Annotated in this window: 14 protein-coding genes and 1 pseudogene; 9 read left to right on the forward strand and 6 right to left on the reverse strand. The window is 40.7% G+C overall.

The window, feature by feature from the left end:
* Window positions 1–110: 110 nt before the first annotated feature.
* From L3V35_RS01435 to L3V35_RS01450, 4 genes are read right to left on the reverse strand one after another with little or no spacing between them, the layout of a single operon-like run.
* Window positions 111–1496 (reverse strand): GGDEF domain-containing protein, encoded by a 1386-nt coding sequence (locus L3V35_RS01435; RefSeq protein WP_237298165.1) that lies wholly within the window; start codon window positions 1494–1496, stop codon window positions 111–113.
* Window positions 1493–2080, reverse strand: a complete 588-nt coding sequence (locus L3V35_RS01440; protein WP_054545534.1) for a response regulator transcription factor — start codon at window positions 2078–2080, stop codon at window positions 1493–1495. Before L3V35_RS01440 ends, L3V35_RS01435 begins: the two co-directional genes overlap by 4 nt.
* The gene (locus tag L3V35_RS01445) at window positions 2077–3243 is read right to left on the reverse strand and encodes an EAL domain-containing response regulator (protein WP_237298166.1); all 1167 of its coding nucleotides are present in this window, start codon (window positions 3241–3243) and stop codon (window positions 2077–2079) included. Before L3V35_RS01445 ends, L3V35_RS01440 begins: the two co-directional genes overlap by 4 nt.
* Entirely contained in the window at window positions 3233–6874 is a 3642-nt protein-coding gene (locus L3V35_RS01450) for a transporter substrate-binding domain-containing protein (protein ID WP_081008932.1), read from the reverse strand. The genes L3V35_RS01445 and L3V35_RS01450 overlap by 11 nt, the downstream gene beginning before the upstream one ends.
* Before the next feature lie 428 nt (window positions 6875–7302).
* Between L3V35_RS01450 and L3V35_RS01455 the strand changes: the two are divergent.
* From L3V35_RS01455 to L3V35_RS01495, 9 genes and pseudogenes are all read left to right on the forward strand, one after another.
* Window positions 7303–7485, forward strand: a pseudogene (locus L3V35_RS01455) (low-specificity L-threonine aldolase); the annotation flags it as partial.
* A 770-nt stretch (window positions 7486–8255) separates the two neighbouring features.
* The gene (locus L3V35_RS01460) at window positions 8256–8780 is read left to right on the forward strand and encodes a hypothetical protein (RefSeq protein ID WP_237298167.1); all 525 of its coding nucleotides are present in this window, start codon (window positions 8256–8258) and stop codon (window positions 8778–8780) included.
* 77 nt (window positions 8781–8857) lie between these two features.
* Window positions 8858–9355, forward strand: coding sequence for a hypothetical protein (locus L3V35_RS01465; protein WP_017076027.1), 498 nt, complete (start codon window positions 8858–8860; stop codon window positions 9353–9355).
* A gap of 114 nt (window positions 9356–9469) precedes the next feature.
* A complete protein-coding gene (locus tag L3V35_RS01470) occupies window positions 9470–10195 on the forward strand; it encodes a molecular chaperone (RefSeq protein WP_237298168.1) in 726 nt (241 codons plus the stop codon).
* Window positions 10196–10197: 2 nt separating this feature from the next.
* Window positions 10198–10884 carry a molecular chaperone gene (locus tag L3V35_RS01475; protein ID WP_237298169.1) on the forward strand — a complete coding sequence of 229 codons (687 nt, stop codon included), beginning with the start codon at window positions 10198–10200 and terminating at the stop codon, window positions 10882–10884.
* Between the two features lie 91 nt (window positions 10885–10975).
* Complete coding sequence (locus L3V35_RS01480; RefSeq protein ID WP_237298923.1) at window positions 10976–13360, forward strand: fimbria/pilus outer membrane usher protein; 2385 nt, start codon at window positions 10976–10978, stop codon at window positions 13358–13360.
* On the forward strand, window positions 13350–14231 hold the full coding sequence (locus tag L3V35_RS01485) for a hypothetical protein (protein WP_102451518.1): 882 nt from the start codon (window positions 13350–13352) through the stop codon (window positions 14229–14231). The genes L3V35_RS01480 and L3V35_RS01485 overlap by 11 nt, the downstream gene beginning before the upstream one ends.
* Window positions 14232–14325: 94 nt before the next feature.
* A complete protein-coding gene (locus L3V35_RS01490; RefSeq protein WP_237298170.1) occupies window positions 14326–15009 on the forward strand; it encodes a response regulator transcription factor in 684 nt (227 codons plus the stop codon).
* 409 nt (window positions 15010–15418) lie between these two features.
* Window positions 15419–15766 carry a cytochrome c gene (locus tag L3V35_RS01495; RefSeq protein WP_237298171.1) on the forward strand — a complete coding sequence of 116 codons (348 nt, stop codon included), beginning with the start codon at window positions 15419–15421 and terminating at the stop codon, window positions 15764–15766.
* 46 nt (window positions 15767–15812) lie between these two features.
* Here the strand turns inward: L3V35_RS01495 and L3V35_RS01500 are convergent, their stop codons facing one another.
* Both L3V35_RS01500 and L3V35_RS01505 read right to left on the reverse strand, forming a co-directional pair.
* Window positions 15813–17258 (reverse strand): pyridoxal-dependent decarboxylase, encoded by a 1446-nt coding sequence (locus L3V35_RS01500; RefSeq protein ID WP_237298172.1) that lies wholly within the window; start codon window positions 17256–17258, stop codon window positions 15813–15815.
* Between the two features lie 196 nt (window positions 17259–17454).
* Entirely contained in the window at window positions 17455–18465 is a 1011-nt protein-coding gene (locus L3V35_RS01505; RefSeq protein WP_054545542.1) for a helix-turn-helix transcriptional regulator, read from the reverse strand.
* Window positions 18466–18934: the final 469 nt, after the last annotated feature.

Raw genomic sequence — 18934 nt, forward strand, 5'->3', positions numbered from 1 at the left:
CAAGGAAGTGAACCATTGCTGACGTTATCCTTTCCACTAGCAATAATAAATGACTTTCATCTCACATAACGAAGCATTAAATCGATAGGTTAGATGGAATAAATTCTCGATTAGCGCTGCGCCTTTTGCTCATAAAGCTTTTCATCAGCCTTGTATAGTACACTTTCCAGAGACTCACTCGCTCCTTTAAATGCGACCCCAACACTCACCGAAACATCAAAACCCAATGAAGCAACTTTAGATTCTGTCACTTGTGTTTTTAAAATCTCTGATGCTTTCTTAGCATTTTCAAAACTGCAGTTCGGCATGATGACGATAAACTCATCGCCGCCAACTCTTACCAAGAAATCATCACGGCGGAAAACGTCTTTCATTGAATGAGCGATATGTTGAATCACCTCGTCACCCCAGTTGTGACCAAGGTTATCGTTGATCTTCTTGATTTGGTCACCATCAATGGCGATAACCGAACAAGCTTTGCCTAGTACTGCTTGATTGAATGACGGCTCGTTATAAATTCGACGATTGTACAACCCTGTCAGTTCGTCTTTTAACGCCGTATGTTTTGCATCCACCAATTCGTCTTTAGTAATCTTAGCTTTGCTTACATAGAACAGATAATTAAGGCTCGCCAAAAATAATATGACAAACACCCAACAGTAATCAATAAACAACTTTGAATACGGATAACGATACGTATAGGTTGTTTCGTTATCCGCAACCACCGTTTTAGAGTGATTAAAATTGAGATAGGGATAACCAGGGTATGTCACAATTAAATTATTAATATCATTTACTTTTTCATAGCTAATCTCTAAACCATTGGTTAGATAGTCTCCAATATTAACGTTCGATACATAGTCCCCAATGATTTCCCCTCTTTCATATACAGGAGCGACAATCGAAATGACTTCTTCATTAGTTCTAACATCGGTATGAGGAGGCGATATAATCACTCTATCTGCTAATTGATGTTCTTTGACCTTTGTGGAGCACAACTCTTCACCACTACAAATATCTGACGATGGAAAGTTTTCTATAGGTGTTAGTTTCTCTAACTTATCCGGGAAAATGTACTTGAGTCCAGAATATGAACGATAGAAGTAAACAAAATTATTACTGTCATCTCCTAGGCTTCTGTAGTACGAGATTTTATGCATAATATTTCTAACTATAACTTCAGAACGATTGAGTTCAGGGTCACTCAATGTAAAAATACTATTACTAAAGTTGGTCTCATCAACACTAACCATGTCATAGAGTCCTTTACCTGATGTGTGGTAAATTTGAGATTCAGTGAACAAGCTAAACAGGATTATATTTTCTTTGTGTTTATCTAACTTCAATGTGCTCAAGTCGAACATTTTGATATCGTTGTTAATCGTAGAAGCACCAAAAGTCACTATTAGTAATAGAAAGAGCGATGATGAAAAAATTAATGAAATCGTCGCCATTTTAAATTTTGGCATCAACTTGATGATTCGTTTGGTCGTCATAATTCAATCACTCTCGACAACTCGACAATACTGTCAACGCTGTACTTGATAAGCATCCTTCTTTTATAAGTACTGATTGTTTTCTCACTGATAGAGAGAAACTCGGCTGCATCTTTGTTAGTCATCCCCTTCAACAATAACTTTGCAACTGTCGCTTCACGAGCAGAGAGCTTAAGAGCTAATTTGGCCTTCTGTGGGTCTTTAACCTCTTTAAAAAACGAGTAACCTTTTGCAATAGCTTCAATCGCGTCTTTGAGCACGCTGTAATGCTCAGACTTGCACACAAAACCATGAGCCCCTACTTTGAACGCCATTTCACTGTAGTAAGCACTGGTTTCGGCAGAATAGAACACCACCCTCCCTTTGAAACCGTGCGATCTAATACGGCGATAAAAATCGAAGCCATCGCAATCATTCAGATTCACATCAAGGATCAGTAAGTCGATGTTTGATTTACGAACAAAATCATTGGCAGTTTTCAAATCTGAAGCCACGTTGACTTGAGCAATGTGGGGGGAAGATTCAACAAGTGATTTGATCGCAACACAAACCAGAGGGTGATCATCAAAGATTAAACAGTTCATTTAATATCTATATCTATATTTTTGACAAGTTCTAACGGCAATGGCTTTGACACGAAATATCCCTGACACACTTCCACACCGTATTCCTTTAGCAAAGACCAAGTTTCGTGGTCTTCCACCCCTTCAGCGACAAGCTTAATGCCAAGGTTTTTCGCTAAGCCACATATTGATAAAACGATATTCTTCTTTTTTTGATCACCTTTAATTTCAAAAACAAACGAACGGTCAATTTTCATTTCGTTGAACGGCAGTTGAGCCAATTTTTCCAAGGTCGAATTACCCGTCCCAAAATCATCAATCGATACGGTCACGTCATTCACCCTCAGCTTAGTGAGGTTCTTGTACAAAGAGACGCTGTTACGGTAGGTGTCACGCTCGGTGATCTCGATAATGAATGCCGAAGGGCTCACCTTTCGCTCTAGGCATCGAGCAATAAAGGTTTGAGCAAAGTCGCTGTCTTCTAAATTGAACTGATCAACATTAATGGCGATTTTCTTGTCCAGATTTCGAATTTTAATGTCATCTAGCGCGTTGTCTAAAACGGTATCAAACAGCTCTGCTGACAACTTACATCGAGTCACAATAGGCAAGAACACGTCTGGGGTTAGCACACCGTATTCAGGGTGCACCCATCGCGCCAGCGCTTCATAACCCGACAAATGTTCCGTGACAAAGTCAACTTTAGGCTGGTAGTAGTTCTGTATTTGCCCTGTTGCTAATGCAACCAGAAACTCTTCGTCAGTTACCTCAATCTTCTTTCTCGCAGGAAAAGCTGTGGTGGCTGACTTGAGTCTCATCGCTAGCACATCTTCAATCGACTTTTGGGTATATGGCTTTTCAATGATGTCCAACACATCGAATGGGAAACCTTCACACATCGCGCGAATAGCCGAGATCACCGTCAGTTCGACAGAGCTGATTAACACCACGTTGCCTTGGTAATTCGCCTCGTCCAACATAAACATCATGTCTATCCCGTCATGCACCGGCATCTGGATATCACAAAAGATAATGTCGTACTTCTTGTCAGCCACGCTCTGACAAGCGTCTAATGCATTATCAAAAACGGTAACCTTGCTACCGAGCTTAGTTAACAGTTGCTTGAGTAAGATCAGATGAATGGGATGATCATCAACAATCATGATTTCGAGATTAGTATTCATTGGCTTTTAACCACGCTTTTGTAAGTTCAATTTCTGACTCAATGGCCCTAGCTAGCTTCTCTAATTTTTCTGTATTCGCTTTCGCTTCACAGCACTCAACGTCTTGACACAACGCGGCAATTTCATTTGCACCGACTGCGTTTAACGCTCCTTTTATTCGATGAAGCGTTCGGTTGATGGTTGGCGAATTGATGTCAATATTCGCTACGTCTTCGCTCATGGTATTAATGAACACATTGGCAACCGCAATCGCATCATCTTTGTCGAATCGCTCTAACCAACTTGGCGCATGGCTCGAAGGCGTTGCATGTTTCTCTAAAATATCCAACAACTTGGAAACACTGTATGGCTTGTAAAGAATGTCATCGATCGCGATATCTTTGGTCTTGTCACGAGCAACTCGTGTGTCTTCCGCGGTGATACCAATCACAACAATATCTTTGAACTGGTCACTGCTCTTAATCTTGCTAGCGAGCTCATAGCCATCCATTTCGGGCATGTGGAAATCAGTAAGCAGTAATTTAATCGGGTTCTGATTAATGTATTCCCACGCTTGAAGACCGTTATCCACAAACACAGGTTTGATGCCGATCTCATTCATTTGTAGCGTCATGACACTTTGATTGATTGGGTTATCTTCTGCGATGAGTACATCGCCATGTTTCCATTCTCTGACCGCTTTCGGGGTTGGTACATTGATGGAGTGCTCATCTGATTTCACTAACAAATTCAACAAACTGTCTGGGTATTTCAATTGTTGATGTTCAATTGTGACCAGATCATTCACACCTCGGCGAAAGGTCATATCAACATGGTTAGATTGAGAGCTACGGGTGATGCTCAGATCCGGCGTATCCTCGGATTCCGTCAACCTCCACTCGTGGCACCAACCTTTCAAATTATCTGGTAGGTCGCGTGAGTAAGTCAGGTCTCGAATATCATAATCTGCACTGCCTTCATTTTCGTTTACGACAAACGGAATAGACACGTTAATCGTGGTACCGCGACTCAGTTCAGACTCAATATGAAGCTCACCACCCATGCATTGCAGGAGTTGGTCAACAATGCTTAACCCTAGCCCCGTGCCACCGAACTGTCGGGTAATGGTGTCATCAGCCTGCACGAAGGGTTTCAGCACTTGTTGTTGTTGCATGGATGTCATGCCAATGCCCGTGTCCGTTAACTCGACAATTAACTGATCATCGACAGCTGCAACCACAACACTGATCTCACCTTCAGAGGTGAACTTCACTGCATTCGATAGCAAGTTTGTAAGTATTTGAGAAACACGAATGCCATCAACCATCACCCAACGAAAAGCAAAGGGGTGAATCTCAACACTGTACTGTAGGTTCTTACTTTTCGAAATCGGTTCAAAGGTTCTGAAAACGTCACAAAGAAGAGGCAACAGTTCTACTTTTTCGGCCTTAACAGACAACACGCCTGATTCAATCTTCGACAAATCAAGTACGCCATCCACCAGCTTATTTAAGTGGTCGAGAGATCGAATGGCTTGGTCGACCAAATGACTGTCTTTGTCGTTACCCGCGTTGATCTTGATGATGTCTAGTAATCCATGCACTGCAGATAAAGGAGTGCGTAGCTCGTGACTCATGGTTGTCAGTAGGCTCTCTCTTGCTTCAACTGCAAGTTTGGCCTCTTTCTCAGCCTTGATTAATGCGTTCTCACGCTTCTTCTGCGCAGAAATATCGAGCAGAGAAGTCAGAATAAAACGCTTGTCGCTACTCGACGAAGCAATTGTTTTGCTTTCTCTGTGAACATGGGAGATACCCAAAAGGCAATCTTTCGTTAAATGAGTATCGTTGAGGCTATCGCCGTCAAGAATGGCTTTGATCTCAATCTGATTGCCGACTAACGAAGCTCCGGTCGCTTGAGACTTCATAGTACAAAACTGACACTCATTCGATTGGAATTTTGGACAATTGCTTAACAATATCTCGTTTTTATCGTTATGAATAAAGACGATATTGTTTATCTCTTGAATGATCTCAGAGAGCCAAATTTTCTCTTTTTCTTCATTGCCTGCGTTCAACTCAGCAAGCCTGACTTTGTAACGCAGATTCACCAATAGTAGATAGCCAAGGTATGAAAGGGTCACAAACACCACAGACACCAAAGCCGCAAACTTATTCACATTGCTGCTGTCGTAACCGTAAACCAAATCGAATTTACGATAGTTACGGCGCAGCTTTTCTATCTCTTCAACGCTCACGGTATCAATGATGCTATTCAATACATTCTTCAACTCGACATTTTTCTTTGATACAGCAAAGGCAATTGAATAAGTGATGCCTTCATCTTGATCAAATGTGAGCCCTTCAGACGAGTCATTTAGAATCATTGAGTATGTAATATCATTCGGTACATACGCGGCTGATATCTCACCACTTCTCAAATCATCAAGGATCTTTTTCATATCTCGATAGCGTGTGAGATTTCGGTCTTCACGCTCACCGACGTTAATGATCCCTTGTTTGCTTACACTAAGAAGAATGCCTTTCTTATCTGTCTGCAGCGTATTGTTGGCTTCGTTGTGTGTCACTTTGGTAAAACTAGCACGCATAAATGGTTTGGTGATTAACCATTGTGCAGCCTTAGTTTTAGTCCTATCACGATATAACACAGGAACAATATCTGCGTTATAAGAGGTGTAACTGGATTCTAAGTTCAACTCAGGCACTACATAATCAAAACCTAGCCCTGTACGTGCAGAAACCAGCGCAAGATACTCCACCAGCATGCCATCGAGTTGTTGTTTTTCGTTTTCAAACAGAAATGGATACGCCTCACCACTCGAACTATAGGTGATCACACCTTTACCGTTTTGGTGTGCTTTATATTGGGAGATAAGCTTGTCGCTAACATGATAAGGGTTCTTTGAGGCCACTGAGCGAATGCCACGCCCTTCAACTTCCCACAAGAGGATTGAATCGATGTCTTTAATCAGTTCTGAGTTGTCTTTGCTCGAAATAAAGCGGATTTTCTCTTCAGGTAACCAAACAGGTACATCAACGGCCCCTCTCATCACATCTTTATGATCGAGATATTCGTTAATTGAAACATAAGTAGTGACCAAAGCATCAGCTTTGCCCTGTAATACCGCATCGAATGCATCATCACGGGACTTAGCTCTGTAGATTTTATGAGCACCACGTTTCTCTACAAGTTGGCAATACACACTTTTGTCTATGCACGCCCATGTAAGTTGGTCTTGGATTTGATTCTTCAGGTACACGTCTCTGTACCAAACGGCCAGAGTAGTCGAGAAGATTGGTTCTGAGAATGAGAAATTCTTTTCTCTTTCAGCTGTTTTACTAAACCCTAATGCGCCATCTATTTTGTTCTTTTCGACATCATCAAGCAGTTCAGGGATATTTCCATAATGCTTAATTTCCAATTTTAGATTTAGGAAATGACTTATATTTGATAAGTAATCTAAGCTGATACCATAAATAGCCTCAAATTTTCCACCTTGATCATAATTGTTATTTGCGAGCACGCCAACAACGATTTTGTCGTCCCTTTCTTCAGATGCGACAGTGGTCTCTGGAATGATGAAACAAACCAAAGTAATGATAATAAAAGCAATAGTATTTCTATAGTTCAACATGTAACGTTCCTACAAAACAGGCTTGCCATCCTAATCCTGGGAGTTTAACTGTCAAATTAAGCAACAAACCACATATGACAGTAAGTTACTGTTATTTAAAAGTTAATAAGAATAAGTAGGAAAATTCTCATAGCTCTTTCCGTAAAGGACTACGAATTAAAAATCGGGGGACTTGATGTGGAACAAAATGTTTAAACTGGTTCTTTAGTTTAATTCATATTATTTATGGAACTAAAAGATATTATGAATACTTCATTGATTACAACGCTCTAGGTCACTATTGAAAGATCAGTGAGCTCGCCCCTTTGTGAAACGATACGTTTTGCGCTTACTTTTTAAGTTCGGCGTTACTTGCAATACCACTTAGTTTCCACATTAGATATACGCACACAGTCCCACACTTTCAATCAGAGACACTGCCCTCCTCAATACAAACTAACATTGTGTTTGCTAAGTTAGATGAATCTGTAGATATTAACCGCATCGCGCGAGAGTTAGGTGAACAAGGTATTACGATGTCGCCGGGTAATCCAGTACGTTTTGTTACCCATAGAGATATCAGTTCAGAAGACATCGTTACTTTCCTAACAAAGCTAGAGAATGCGCTTTAACTCTTGACGAGATTAGCCTCTATAGCAATTGAGATTTGAGCTTCCCCTATGGGAAGCTTTATTTTTGAACAAAATTATTAGCCGATTCCACTGCCAAAATAACCTTCGACACCTACTAGTTTTCTCATAAACACACTTGATTGACTGGAACAGAACGCGATCTCTTTTTGGCCTATGAGAATACCCTCTAATAATTATTCTAGCATTTAAACATTAAATTATTGTTTAAGCTGGAGTTACATTAATGGCTTATCAGCGCTGTATTGTCACTAAAGGAAAATGACTTAGTCATAATAGATTCAAGTTTTTAATCACCACACATACGATAATTAAAACTAGAACAAATGAATTCTAATAGATTCTTGTAAAGAACTAATTTCAATAAAGAAATAGTAGATAGTCGCTCTCCATTATTAAAGTTCAGAATCGATACAATCAACTTGTAAATTAAATAATCAAATTAGTGTTTTCGTTAATAATGCTGTCACATTCATGATGACAGTAACCCATCAAAAACCCCAAAACACCCGTGTAGACCATAGTCCTATTTTAATCAATTAAATAAAAAATCTCCGCCAATATTAGTATTGAGTAAAAACAACCTATCTAATTGAATATTAAATTATTCTCTAATAATTTCGCTTCTACCTCTCAGGTTAAAATCATACTAAAACTCATACTTCTCCTAAATAATAAACTTTTTTTACTACTTCACCATTTTTTAAAGCACTTATAGTTTTGAAAGTTAAGCAACAAGTTACATTCAATCAGTGAGAGGTGGAATTATGGTTAGAGTATTTCGGATTCTTCATAACTTCATCGTCTCCGTGTTAATTTTTAGTATGTCACTTTCATTCTATGCTAGCGCTAACAACTTAACGTTAGGAATTAGTGGTCAGATCAAAGATCGATGCGAAATAAACTTTTTCTCTGGCAACATTATGAAGTTTACCGAACATCTCGATGAGCAATCGTTGCCTTTTAATGTGTATTGCAACCGCCCGTTGGGTATAACGATTAACTCAAAATACGGAGGCTTAAAATATCAACACCAAGGGGTTGATATTATTGAGAGTTACAATTTGTCATTACAAATAGACGAAATTCGTCTTTATGAAAGTAGGCACAGCAGCCAACTTACTTCACCCGTAATGATAAACAGTTCTGGTGTTATTCCTTTCGCTCAACATGGGAGCCTTAGGGTAGCACTCGAAAATAGCTTGCGTTTCGCAGGTTATTATCAAGACGTTATCGAGATCGAAGTTTACCCTTCGATTCATAGCGTGACAAAGTGAAAACTCTGCAATGTATATGCAGAACAACAAACGCTCAGCAGTATTCGAGCCAATCATTTAAGATAAAGGAATTTCTAATGAAAAAGCTAACACTCTACGCAGCAACAGTCACTGCTATTTTTGGTGCTCAAGTCCAAGCCGCTCCTGGTGATGTCCAGTTAGTTGGTTTTGTTTCACCTGTATGTGAAGTTACTGGTCTTTCAACGCAACTGATGGACTTCGGTAACGTATCTCAAATTCAAAACCTTTCTGTTAGTGGTCTTAACATGAAGTGTAATGACGTCGATGGTGCAACTGTGACACTGACAAGTGCTGAAGGTGGTCTAGAGTCAGACGATAGCGAAGACTACGCTCTTACATACGATGCAACATTCAACCCTTCAGGTTTAGCTCCTTTTACGCTTAATGCACCAGGGGGCCCAGGTCAAAATGACGTTTCAGTCAGTAATTCTTATGGTGGTTCCGGAGTATTGGCTACTGGTGTTGCCGCATCTATTGATATTGTGACAACAGAAACCTCCCCATGGGCAGGTGGCTACTCAGATACATTAACCGTAAATATCACCTCAAATTAGAGGTTAATAAGTCGGGGGCTATTATTTGGCCTCCGGCTTAATCTTAACCTCAGTATTAAAACACCTTAACCTCAGTTGCATCACTGACTTTAGTTTAATTTGGAGCTCACCGCGATGTGTAAATGGATCATGCATAAATGGACTGTTCTCTTGTTATTGTCACTCACTTGTTTGTCAGCTCATGCGTTCAAAGTAGAGCCGATGTCTATGGAAATGACACCACTAGGAAAAAGAGCTCAAATGACGATGAGGGTTGAGAATTCGTCTACCGAACCACTCACGGTTGAATTGTCTCCAGTATTTATGACCATGAACGAATATGGGAAAGAGACCACGACGCCTGCAGATGACGAGTTATTAGTGATACCGGTGACCGCAATAATAGAACCTGGAAGATCACAATCCATTATGGTGCGGTATTTGGGCGATCCTTCCATCACAGAATCTAAAGCGTATCGCATTGCTGTTAAGCAAGTAAAAGTTCAAAGAGCGAGCAGTAATCAAGGGCAAGTAAGTCTTTTACTTCAGTTTAATACGCTTATCAACGTGCGACCTCAGAACACGGCTTCTCAGCTAGAAATTAAAAGTATCGAACAAAATGACAAAAAGAACAAATGGGTTCTTGAGGTACTTAACAGTGGTAATAGTTATGGTCGATTAACCAATACAACATGGAAAATATCTGATGGTAAAAATTCAACATATTTAAAAGGCGTAGAAATCGCTAAACGTATTCCGGGTACTTTAGTCCTACCCTACTCCACTCGCTTTTTCGAAATGCAGCCTCTTAAAAATTATGATGTGGACACCCTATCGATTGAAATAGAGCAGGATCAATAACAATGAGACGTTATATCTTGGTTGGGCTCATTTATTGCTTTCTGTGTGCACAAACGTTTGGCATAACATTGTTTCCAACCGTCATCGAGCTCAACACAGATCACCGGGCAACATCGCAATTGGTTGTAACTAACAATTCAACACAAGCTCTCCCACTTGAAGCTAACGTTCGTCGTTTGAACTTCTTATCTGATGGCACGTTCCAAACATCAGATCTATCGAGTGAAGAGATGTTTGTGTTTCCACCAGCCGCAATGTTGGCACCCGGTGCACGCCAAGTATTCCGTATACAGTGGTTGGGAAACCGATCACTCGAAACCTCCCAGAGTTACTTCGTTCGCTTCAGTACCGTGAATATTGGCCAGAACAACGCGAGAATAGACAAACCCATCGGTTTAACAACCGGTATCAATTTACAAGTTCACTACAATGCGTTGTTACACATTCACTCATCCTCTTTAGAACCTGACGTGAAATTGCGCATAGATGAGCAGGGCAAACTGACACTCACTAATTCTGGGTCGCGATTTACCTATACATCGTTACTTCATTTTGCGGGGCTCGAATCTCAGAGCCAAAAAGTACATGAGGCTTTAGGTGAGCAGTTTATTCCACCACGCTCCATTATTACTTTGCCTTCTTCTTTAAATTATTTACCAGTGGGCACTTACCATGGGCATGAAAACTGAAACCTATCCCAAGATATGGCAAGTTTTGTATGTCTTGGTATTAGTACTTTTTTATTGTGCTGCCTTAAGCCCTGCTGCTTGGGGTCAAGAAATGGTCTTGAACCCGACAGGACGAGATATTCAACTTACCTCTTTGTTAAGAATAAGTGACACCATACTTGGAGAAGCGGACATTATCATTACCGCAAACAACGAGATCTTGTTACCCAAGGAAAGTACGCTTTCTCTCCTTTCGTCCGTCGTAACTCAAGAAGGTATTGGGAAACTCAATGACACGACAAGCGATAAAATGCTGTCTCAGCACCATTTTGAGAGCGTAGGATTAGGTCTTAGTTTCGATTTTTCTTCATTAGAATGCATCGTGACAGTACCGCCTGAATTTAGCTTAACCCAGCAACTGTCTATGAATGGCGCAGATGATTTTTATAACTATGCTGAGCCAAGTTTGTTTAGTGGATACGTTAACTTTGCCCTTTCGGCTAATGAGAGCCAATATGTCGATCAGAATTCGTCAAGGCAGGATCTCTATCGCAGTCAGTTTGACTCAGCACTTAACATTGGTTTTCTAAACTTTGAGTATGAATCTTATTTAGAAAACAGCTCATCGCAAGATTCGCGATACGTAAGAGAAGGATCTCGTCTTAATATTGACTTTGCAGAACAAGGCACGCGACTTGTGCTCGGTGATATGTACAACAGTGGTCAATCTTTGCAGGACAGCACCGACATACTTGGTATTGGCTTAACTCGAGATTTCACGCTCATTCCAACCAGAAATGCACGACCACGAGCCAATCAATCATTCACACTTCAAAGAGCTTCAAATGTCGATGTCTATATAGATGGGATTGCAGTCCAGCGATTAACGCTAGGCGCTGGTAGCTATAACCTTAGTGACATACCTCTAGCGCAAGGTAGCAATGATATTGTACTCGTCATCACCGACCGCTCCGGGAATGAAGAACGCATCGAGTTTTCTATTGCGACCGGTAACGACTTGCTCAATAGCGGTGAGTTTGAATATAGCGTCATGTATGGAGCGCCTTCTGAATTACAGAATGGGCAAATAGAATATCTAACCGACGAACGTATTTTGCATGGTTATATCGATGTGGGTATTAACCCTTGGTTAACGTTAGGTACCAACTTCCAAACCCGTGAAGATCTTTACCAATATGGAGCCACCGCTTTACTCGCTTCTACATGGGGCGTCACTGAACTCAATGCTTCGCGTAGCGACCACCCTACATTTGGAACTGGCGACGCTTACAAATTTGCGTTCGATGCGGAATTTTCTAATACGAACACACTGTCCCCACAACTGAGTGTAAGTTATGAATATCTGACCAACAATTTTACTGGGGTCTCAGGGTTTGATGCTTCCGATACCGATATCAATCTAACCACCCATTATGTATCTGCATTCAGCTCTATTTACCTTGGTCAGTCTTTACGTGCCGCCATGACCCTCAATTATCGCTCAGGGGTAGACAAAGAGAACGATTATTGGTTGATTAGCCCGAGTTTATCGGACGGACTGTTTGATACTCCCGCCACCTGGAGTGCACGCGTTAACTATCGGCATAACGCAACCGAAGACGATGATATCAGCACGACTGTCACCATAAGCTGGCCCCTTAGTCGACAAACTCGTGTAGTCGGTCGTTACACCACTGAGCTTAATGAAGCCGCCTTAGATTACAGCTATCAGAATAATATTGGTAATACTGGGGGGATGTCGGCGTTTGCGAGTGTCATTACTAACGAAGAAACGGATGCCGATATGGATGCTGGGATTAACTACACGGCTAACCGTTATGAATTAAACGCGACCCACGCTTCGCGGCTTGAAGACATTAATGGTGAAACACGAAATCACAGTACTGATGTGACTATAAGTAGTGCCCTTGCTTTTGCAGGTTCATCTGTGACGATCGGCAGACCGGTGCGCGAAGCATTTGCTATTGTTAGCAAGCACGAAAGCCTCGCAAAAAATGATGTGGCTGTCGACCCAACAAGAGATGGTGAGTACGCACGCGTTTACCTTAAAGGAGATGCAAGTGCCATGGTTCCTGACCTTGTTGCTTATAATGGCCAAGTAGTCGGTTACGAGGTCGATAACTTGCCACCAGGGTATGACTTAGGTGATGGTGCTTTTTGGATTAAGCCTGGTTATAAACGGGGATTCCAGCTACAGATCGGATCGGATGCTGTATTAACTGTTATTGGCAAGCTATTCGATCGTCAAAGTAACAACCCTATTTCACTTGTCGCTGGTGTCGCACATTACCTTGGTGAGGCAAAACAGTTGCCGATTGACTTCTTTACCAATCGTAACGGCATATTCGCAATCTCTGGATTAAAGCCGGGGAAATATCAATTGGTACTCGACACCAAAGAACAAGAATCAGTCATCATTACCCTCAGTGAACGCAGTGACAACTTGATAAGACTAGGAGATGTTTATGTGGAATAAACAAGTTCTTTGGGGATCCTTGTTCCTCATCGCCATAAACCATGTACCTTCGGCATTGGCGTGTGAAGCCAGTGCCTTGGCTATTCAACCCGTCTCATCGAAATCACAATATGATGTTTTCAGCGCAGGAACGTTCGCAACAATAAACACTTATCGTATAGATGCGATCATAATTGGCGAACCCTGCAAATTAGACTTAATTTTACAACTTAACGATACCAGTCGATCGTTAAAAGGGGTAAACCAAGCAAAACTCGGCTTTGAATGGAGTGGGCAGATTGGTATGTCAGTGGCTAATCAATGGCACTTATCATTAACCGAAAACCAACCTTCGGCAACGATACAAATGCGTTTCCCAAGTAAACAATGGTTAGCGTCAGGAACCTATCGAGGGTTATTGGAAGTCTCGCCGTCTTATACCTCAGATAGTAAACAAATAGAAATTAGCCCTAGTTCACTCCCGGTATCTGTTAACGTTCCGCCTGCTGCAAAAATTCATTTTTATGGATTGACCCAACAACATTATGACCTTGATCTAGGGACTTTATATTCCAACAAGGTTATCCGTTCCGCACCTAACCTATGGGTTCAAAGCAACACAGCTTATACCATCGTATTGGAATCATCCCATCAAGGAATGCTACGTCATGAGTCTAATGAGGCAAAATGGGACATTCCATACGAACTTTCCCTCGAAAACGACAGAGTAAACCTTGAACAACTTGACGCAAGAATTCAACGTCTTTCCGCTACGATTGGTCAGCCTATTCCTTTGAGTTTTGTCATCGGTGAGACAGAAAACAAACCAGGAGGACAATATGACGATACATTACAAATTTCTATCGAACCCCAACTTTCACAACAACCATAATTATGTAATTATATAAAAAGTGAGATATGCAACTCAATTATATAAAATCTATCATCATACAATCAAACGTGATTTTTCAGTTTCGGAGTAAATTATGTATGAAAATAAAAATAATTTAAAGCACATACTCCTGGTAGGTGACAACGGTATTAACAACCAGTTTATTCAACGAGAAATAGGGAAATACAGTGATTTTTCTTTTAGCAGAGAATGTATTTTAAGCATTGAGCGCTCTCGTAATCATAAAACGTTCGATGTCGTTCTCATTAGCTACTTACTCTTGGAAAATATCGAAGATATCAACATCATCTTATCAAAAATAGAGTCCAGTAAATGGGTAGTCTATGACGTTCCCTCAGATATTACCGGACAGAGTATTACCGTAATGCAGCTATTCAACCTGTTTAATATAAAGGGGATGATTTATCAAGATGCTCCTATTGAACACCTTACACGTTGTTTAAAAACAGTATGTGATGACGATCTATGGCTACCTAGAAAGTTAATGTCACATATTTTATCCAATGCGTGCTCTTATACTTTCAAGTCTCAGGTAATACTGTCTAATCTGACGAAAAGAGAGACTCAGATATTTAAACGAGTTGTCAGAGGAGATTCAAATCTAGAGATATCAAGCGAACTATTTATTTCAGAAAGTACGGTAAAAACGCACGTATACAATATATACAAAAAAATAAATGTCACTAATAGGAAAGAAGCGATAAGAAAAGCACATTTTATCAATAGTTTAGAGACTATTATACAACCAGACATATAGTTGAAATTATGAGCATAAATATAAAAATTCCGATTGCAGTTCTTTTTCAAACAGACGTATTAGAATTTAAGCCCTTGAAAGGTGACCTGATATTATTCAGTTCCTCATAGAATCACTGTCAGGCTAATAAACGAAGTTTAAATCGAATCATCTGTGGTTTAATCACACTTAAAAAAGTAGAAAAACATCCCGCCCTCTAAAATACGAGTCGAACTTGTTAACTCATGGAAACACCACTTCTGCAGTCCCTCTACTTACCTAACAGAGCAAAAAGTACGCTTTAACTGTTAACACCTATAGCACCTATAGCACCTATAGCACCTATAGCACCTATAGCACCTATAGCAATTCAGACTTGAGCTTCCCCTTAGGGTAAGCCTTATTGTTATGTTTTTAACTGGAGTAAAACATGACTTATCAATCCTTCGCTTTACTATTACTCACTCTTTCCCCTAGCCTTCATGCCTCTGATTTTGGCGATCCTGAACTGGGTAAAATGAAATCACCAAGTTGCGTTTTCTGTCATAACCCCACGGGTGAAACAAGTAACACTGATTACCCCAAACTTTCGGGTCAAAATTCAACTTACCTCTATAACACGATGAAAGCATACCAAAGCGGAAATAGACAAGGCGACTACGCAGAAATGATGCGAGTTCAGCTCAGTAAGCTCGATGATCAAGACTTGAGAGATATAGCGGATTTTTATTCATCTCAAGATAATGGTTCCAGAACTCATGTATTAGATGGAAATTAGTAAAAAGTCCCAATATTCAATTGGGACTTACTCCCTAAGGGATGAATTAAGAAGCTCCATTATCCATAAATTCTTTCTCCGTCAGGTATGCTTCAACAATCTTCTCAGCAGATAGGTCGATGTCTTCAGTCGAAGTATGGCAGCTCAGAACAGAGAACAGCATCGTCTTCAAACCTTTGTAACCCGAAGTTGATGGATATAATGTTCCCTCTTCCTGTAAACGGTGAACTACTCGATCTGTTAGTTCATTGCGGTAAGTGTCATCGCCTTCACCAAATTGTGCTGAGAAACGATTAGAAATAACATCATTCAAAATCGTAATACCTTGCACGGATGAAAGCTTATTCGCCATACGCTGAGCTAACTCAGTACAACGATCAATGTGTTCAACAATCCCTTCTTTGCCTAATGATTTGAATGCTGCATACACAGGAACGCCACGTGCTCTTCTTGATGCAGAAATACCAAAATTAATCGCATTTCGATCTGGTTTTTCCATTGCATCATTAAGGTAGTCACCCATGTTACTACCGCCCATCGCTTTAGATAGTGCCGCTGCATCTTTTACGATGATCATTCCACTGTCATACGGCATGTTGAACCATTTATGCCCGTCAGTATCAATAGAATCTGCGCGTTCAATACCTGCTAATAAATACTTTTGTTTATCACTTGCGGCAGCCCATAAACCAATTGCACCATCTACGTGAAGCCACGCGTTGCCGTGGTTCTCGACAGCATCAGCCAATTCATTAAATGGGTCGAAAGCACCGGAATCAATACAGCCAGCTTGAGCGCAAACAAGCGTTGGGCCTTCTAAGCCTGAAATAATTTCTTTTAAGTTATCAGGGATAATACGTAAGTTATCGTCAGTTGGTACTTTGACAATCGTTTTAAGACCAATGCCAATCATGGATAGCGCGCGCTTGATCGTTGAATGAATTTGATCACTGACAACAACGTTAATACGAGGAGCTCCAAACAAGCCTTTTGTCACCACATCCCAACCAGCGCGTTCAAGCAGTGTATTGCGGGCAGTAATCAAACCGGTGTAAATCGCTTCTTGAGCACCAGAAGTGAAACCTACCGCCGTACCTTTATTTAAACCTAGTAGCTCAACCATCCACTCAGCAGCTGTTTCTTCAACAACAGACATAGCAGGGCTAGAAACGTAATAAGGCACATTTTGGTCCCAAGCACTCACGAGCCAATCGGCTGCTAGTGAAGCGGGAAATGAACTGCCAATCGCGTACCCAAAGAAACGTGCACCACCAGATGCCATTAAACCAGCATCGACATTCTTTACCATGTCATTAATCACTTGTGATGGGTCTGTTGGTCGCAATGGTAAATCCCCGCCGATAGCTTCACGTAACGCTTGTGAGGTTGTACCTTTGTCTACCGGTCTATCTGCTAAAGATTCTAGGTAAGAGACTGCATGTTTGAGAGAGCTTTCAAGTGGTAAGCGATATTCATTAAAACGGTGTGACATGATGATTCCTCTATTTGTTGTCTACCCAATCATGTTATTGGATCAGAGCGTTTAGGAATTGTCATATCGCGCCACGGGAATGCGATTTAATAAAGTTCATATATCCAGCACAAAAACGAGAAACCAAAGACGAACTTTTCTAATCAATGTATAGAGTTTTGAGTCAATCATATAATTACCCCTCACTGACAGAAAACTATAACCCTTGATGTTGGCTGCGGAACTGTGAAGGAGTAAACCCTGTTTTGCGTTTAAAGAAACGAGTGAAGTTAGCAGATTCACCATACCCAATATTGGTTGCTATTGACGTTATTGAGTCGTCCGAGTACTTCAGCCGAACCTGAACTTCATTTAGAATAAGATCATCCAATACTTCGCGATAAGTTACACTTGCGCCGAATAAGCGCCTCTGGATAGTCCTAGGACTCATTCCCAGTATGTTCGCAGCCGTTGATATGGGTAACTTTCCCATCGACAAATATGGTTGCAAGGCATGTTTGAATGAGCACAAAAAATCACTAGGTATACCTTCTCGATCTATGACCTCTCTTCCTGAATTTTTTATTAAGTTAACTTTTTGACTCAAAATTTCGTCATTTAGACGAATACCTGTGACTGAGCGGAGTGTAAAAAACTGAACATGTGCTAACTGTGAGCATTCAAAAAAGCACTCCGTATGTGGGCTGACAATTGTCACATACTTTTCTTTGCTGTTGTGTTTTGTCAAAGCTGTTATCAACTCATCCAGGAAAATGAACGAGAATATTTCCGCGTACTTAAACCAGTCTTGTGTCGCACCCTCTTTTTCGCGAACTAACCAGTAACAATCATTATGGAGCTTTAACGATATTTTGACTCCGCTTGAGTAATGTCGAATGATTTCACAGAATTCTTCTAGCGCTTCTTTTACAGTGCCCTCCCTTGCTTTTACCAACTGAGCAATCACGCCCGGTATATAGGTGTTCTTACACATTAACCAAACACGAGTCACAAATGTGTCCAACGAAACACTTTCACCAAACATTCTGATTATGTTGAGTAAAACAGTCTCAGGTATAAACGGGAATTCACATCTTTGTATGTCAACCGGTGCTTTAACACCAGTAATCAAAGAATAAACATTAATATCTCTTTCACTAAAGAGTTCAGCCAGGTCATGAACACAATCTGTGCGAACAAGTGGTACTCCTCTATTCGGTAACGCCATACGTTAGGACCTTCTTTATAATTAGATGTTTCTCGTTTGATATGTTGACAGTCGTGCCTAAGAATTAGAAAACCCCTTACTTGGCAAATCAAATAAGGGGTTAGATTCATACTATTTAGTTATATTTAATATAAAGCACCTTTCGTAGGCTATTGCATCGACTCGTAGGCTATTGCATCGACTCTTATCCAGAGGGTCTCCTAAATAATCGCCACCTTCTGCAGCCCTTTTCATTAATAACGCTCGTGCACGTTCATCACTAAGTAGATCTCGGTACTTTTCATAGGTTTTCAGTTTGAGAATTTTATATTTCGAATTTTGGCTAGGGTCAGAAAAGTTATCGTAGCAGTAATTCATAGCACCTGAGTTTGCGCCAATCTTACTGGCATCTGTGATTGCATACGCGTTGGAAGTCAACACAATCATAGAGAATGCGAGAGTCTTTATCAGTTTCATATCCAGTACTCTT

This window comes from Vibrio sp. L5-1, assembly GCF_021728315.1.
GTDB lineage: Bacteria > Pseudomonadota > Gammaproteobacteria > Enterobacterales > Vibrionaceae > Vibrio > Vibrio splendidus_K.

Bases quoted from the DNA above. Each gene is read 5' to 3' on its own strand.
- L3V35_RS01435 (WP_237298165.1), bottom strand. From the start codon at position 1,496: ATGACGACCAAACGAATCATCAAGTTGATGCCAAAATTTAAAATGGCG.
- L3V35_RS01440 (WP_054545534.1), bottom strand. From the start codon at position 2,080: ATGAACTGTTTAATCTTTGATGATCACCCTCTGGTTTGTGTTGCGATC.
- L3V35_RS01445 (WP_237298166.1), bottom strand. From the start codon at position 3,243: ATGAATACTAATCTCGAAATCATGATTGTTGATGATCATCCCATTCAT.
- L3V35_RS01450 (WP_081008932.1), bottom strand. From the start codon at position 6,874: ATGTTGAACTATAGAAATACTATTGCTTTTATTATCATTACTTTGGTT.
- L3V35_RS01465 (WP_017076027.1), top strand. From the start codon at position 8,858: ATGAAAAAGCTAACACTCTACGCAGCAACAGTCACTGCTATTTTTGGT.
- L3V35_RS01470 (WP_237298168.1), top strand. From the start codon at position 9,470: ATGTGTAAATGGATCATGCATAAATGGACTGTTCTCTTGTTATTGTCA.
- L3V35_RS01475 (WP_237298169.1), top strand. From the start codon at position 10,198: ATGAGACGTTATATCTTGGTTGGGCTCATTTATTGCTTTCTGTGTGCA.
- L3V35_RS01480 (WP_237298923.1), top strand. From the start codon at position 10,976: ATGGTCTTGAACCCGACAGGACGAGATATTCAACTTACCTCTTTGTTA.
- L3V35_RS01485 (WP_102451518.1), top strand. From the start codon at position 13,350: ATGTGGAATAAACAAGTTCTTTGGGGATCCTTGTTCCTCATCGCCATA.
- L3V35_RS01490 (WP_237298170.1), top strand. From the start codon at position 14,326: ATGTATGAAAATAAAAATAATTTAAAGCACATACTCCTGGTAGGTGAC.
- L3V35_RS01495 (WP_237298171.1), top strand. From the start codon at position 15,419: ATGACTTATCAATCCTTCGCTTTACTATTACTCACTCTTTCCCCTAGC.
- L3V35_RS01500 (WP_237298172.1), bottom strand. From the start codon at position 17,258: ATGTCACACCGTTTTAATGAATATCGCTTACCACTTGAAAGCTCTCTC.
- L3V35_RS01505 (WP_054545542.1), bottom strand. From the start codon at position 18,465: ATGGCGTTACCGAATAGAGGAGTACCACTTGTTCGCACAGATTGTGTT.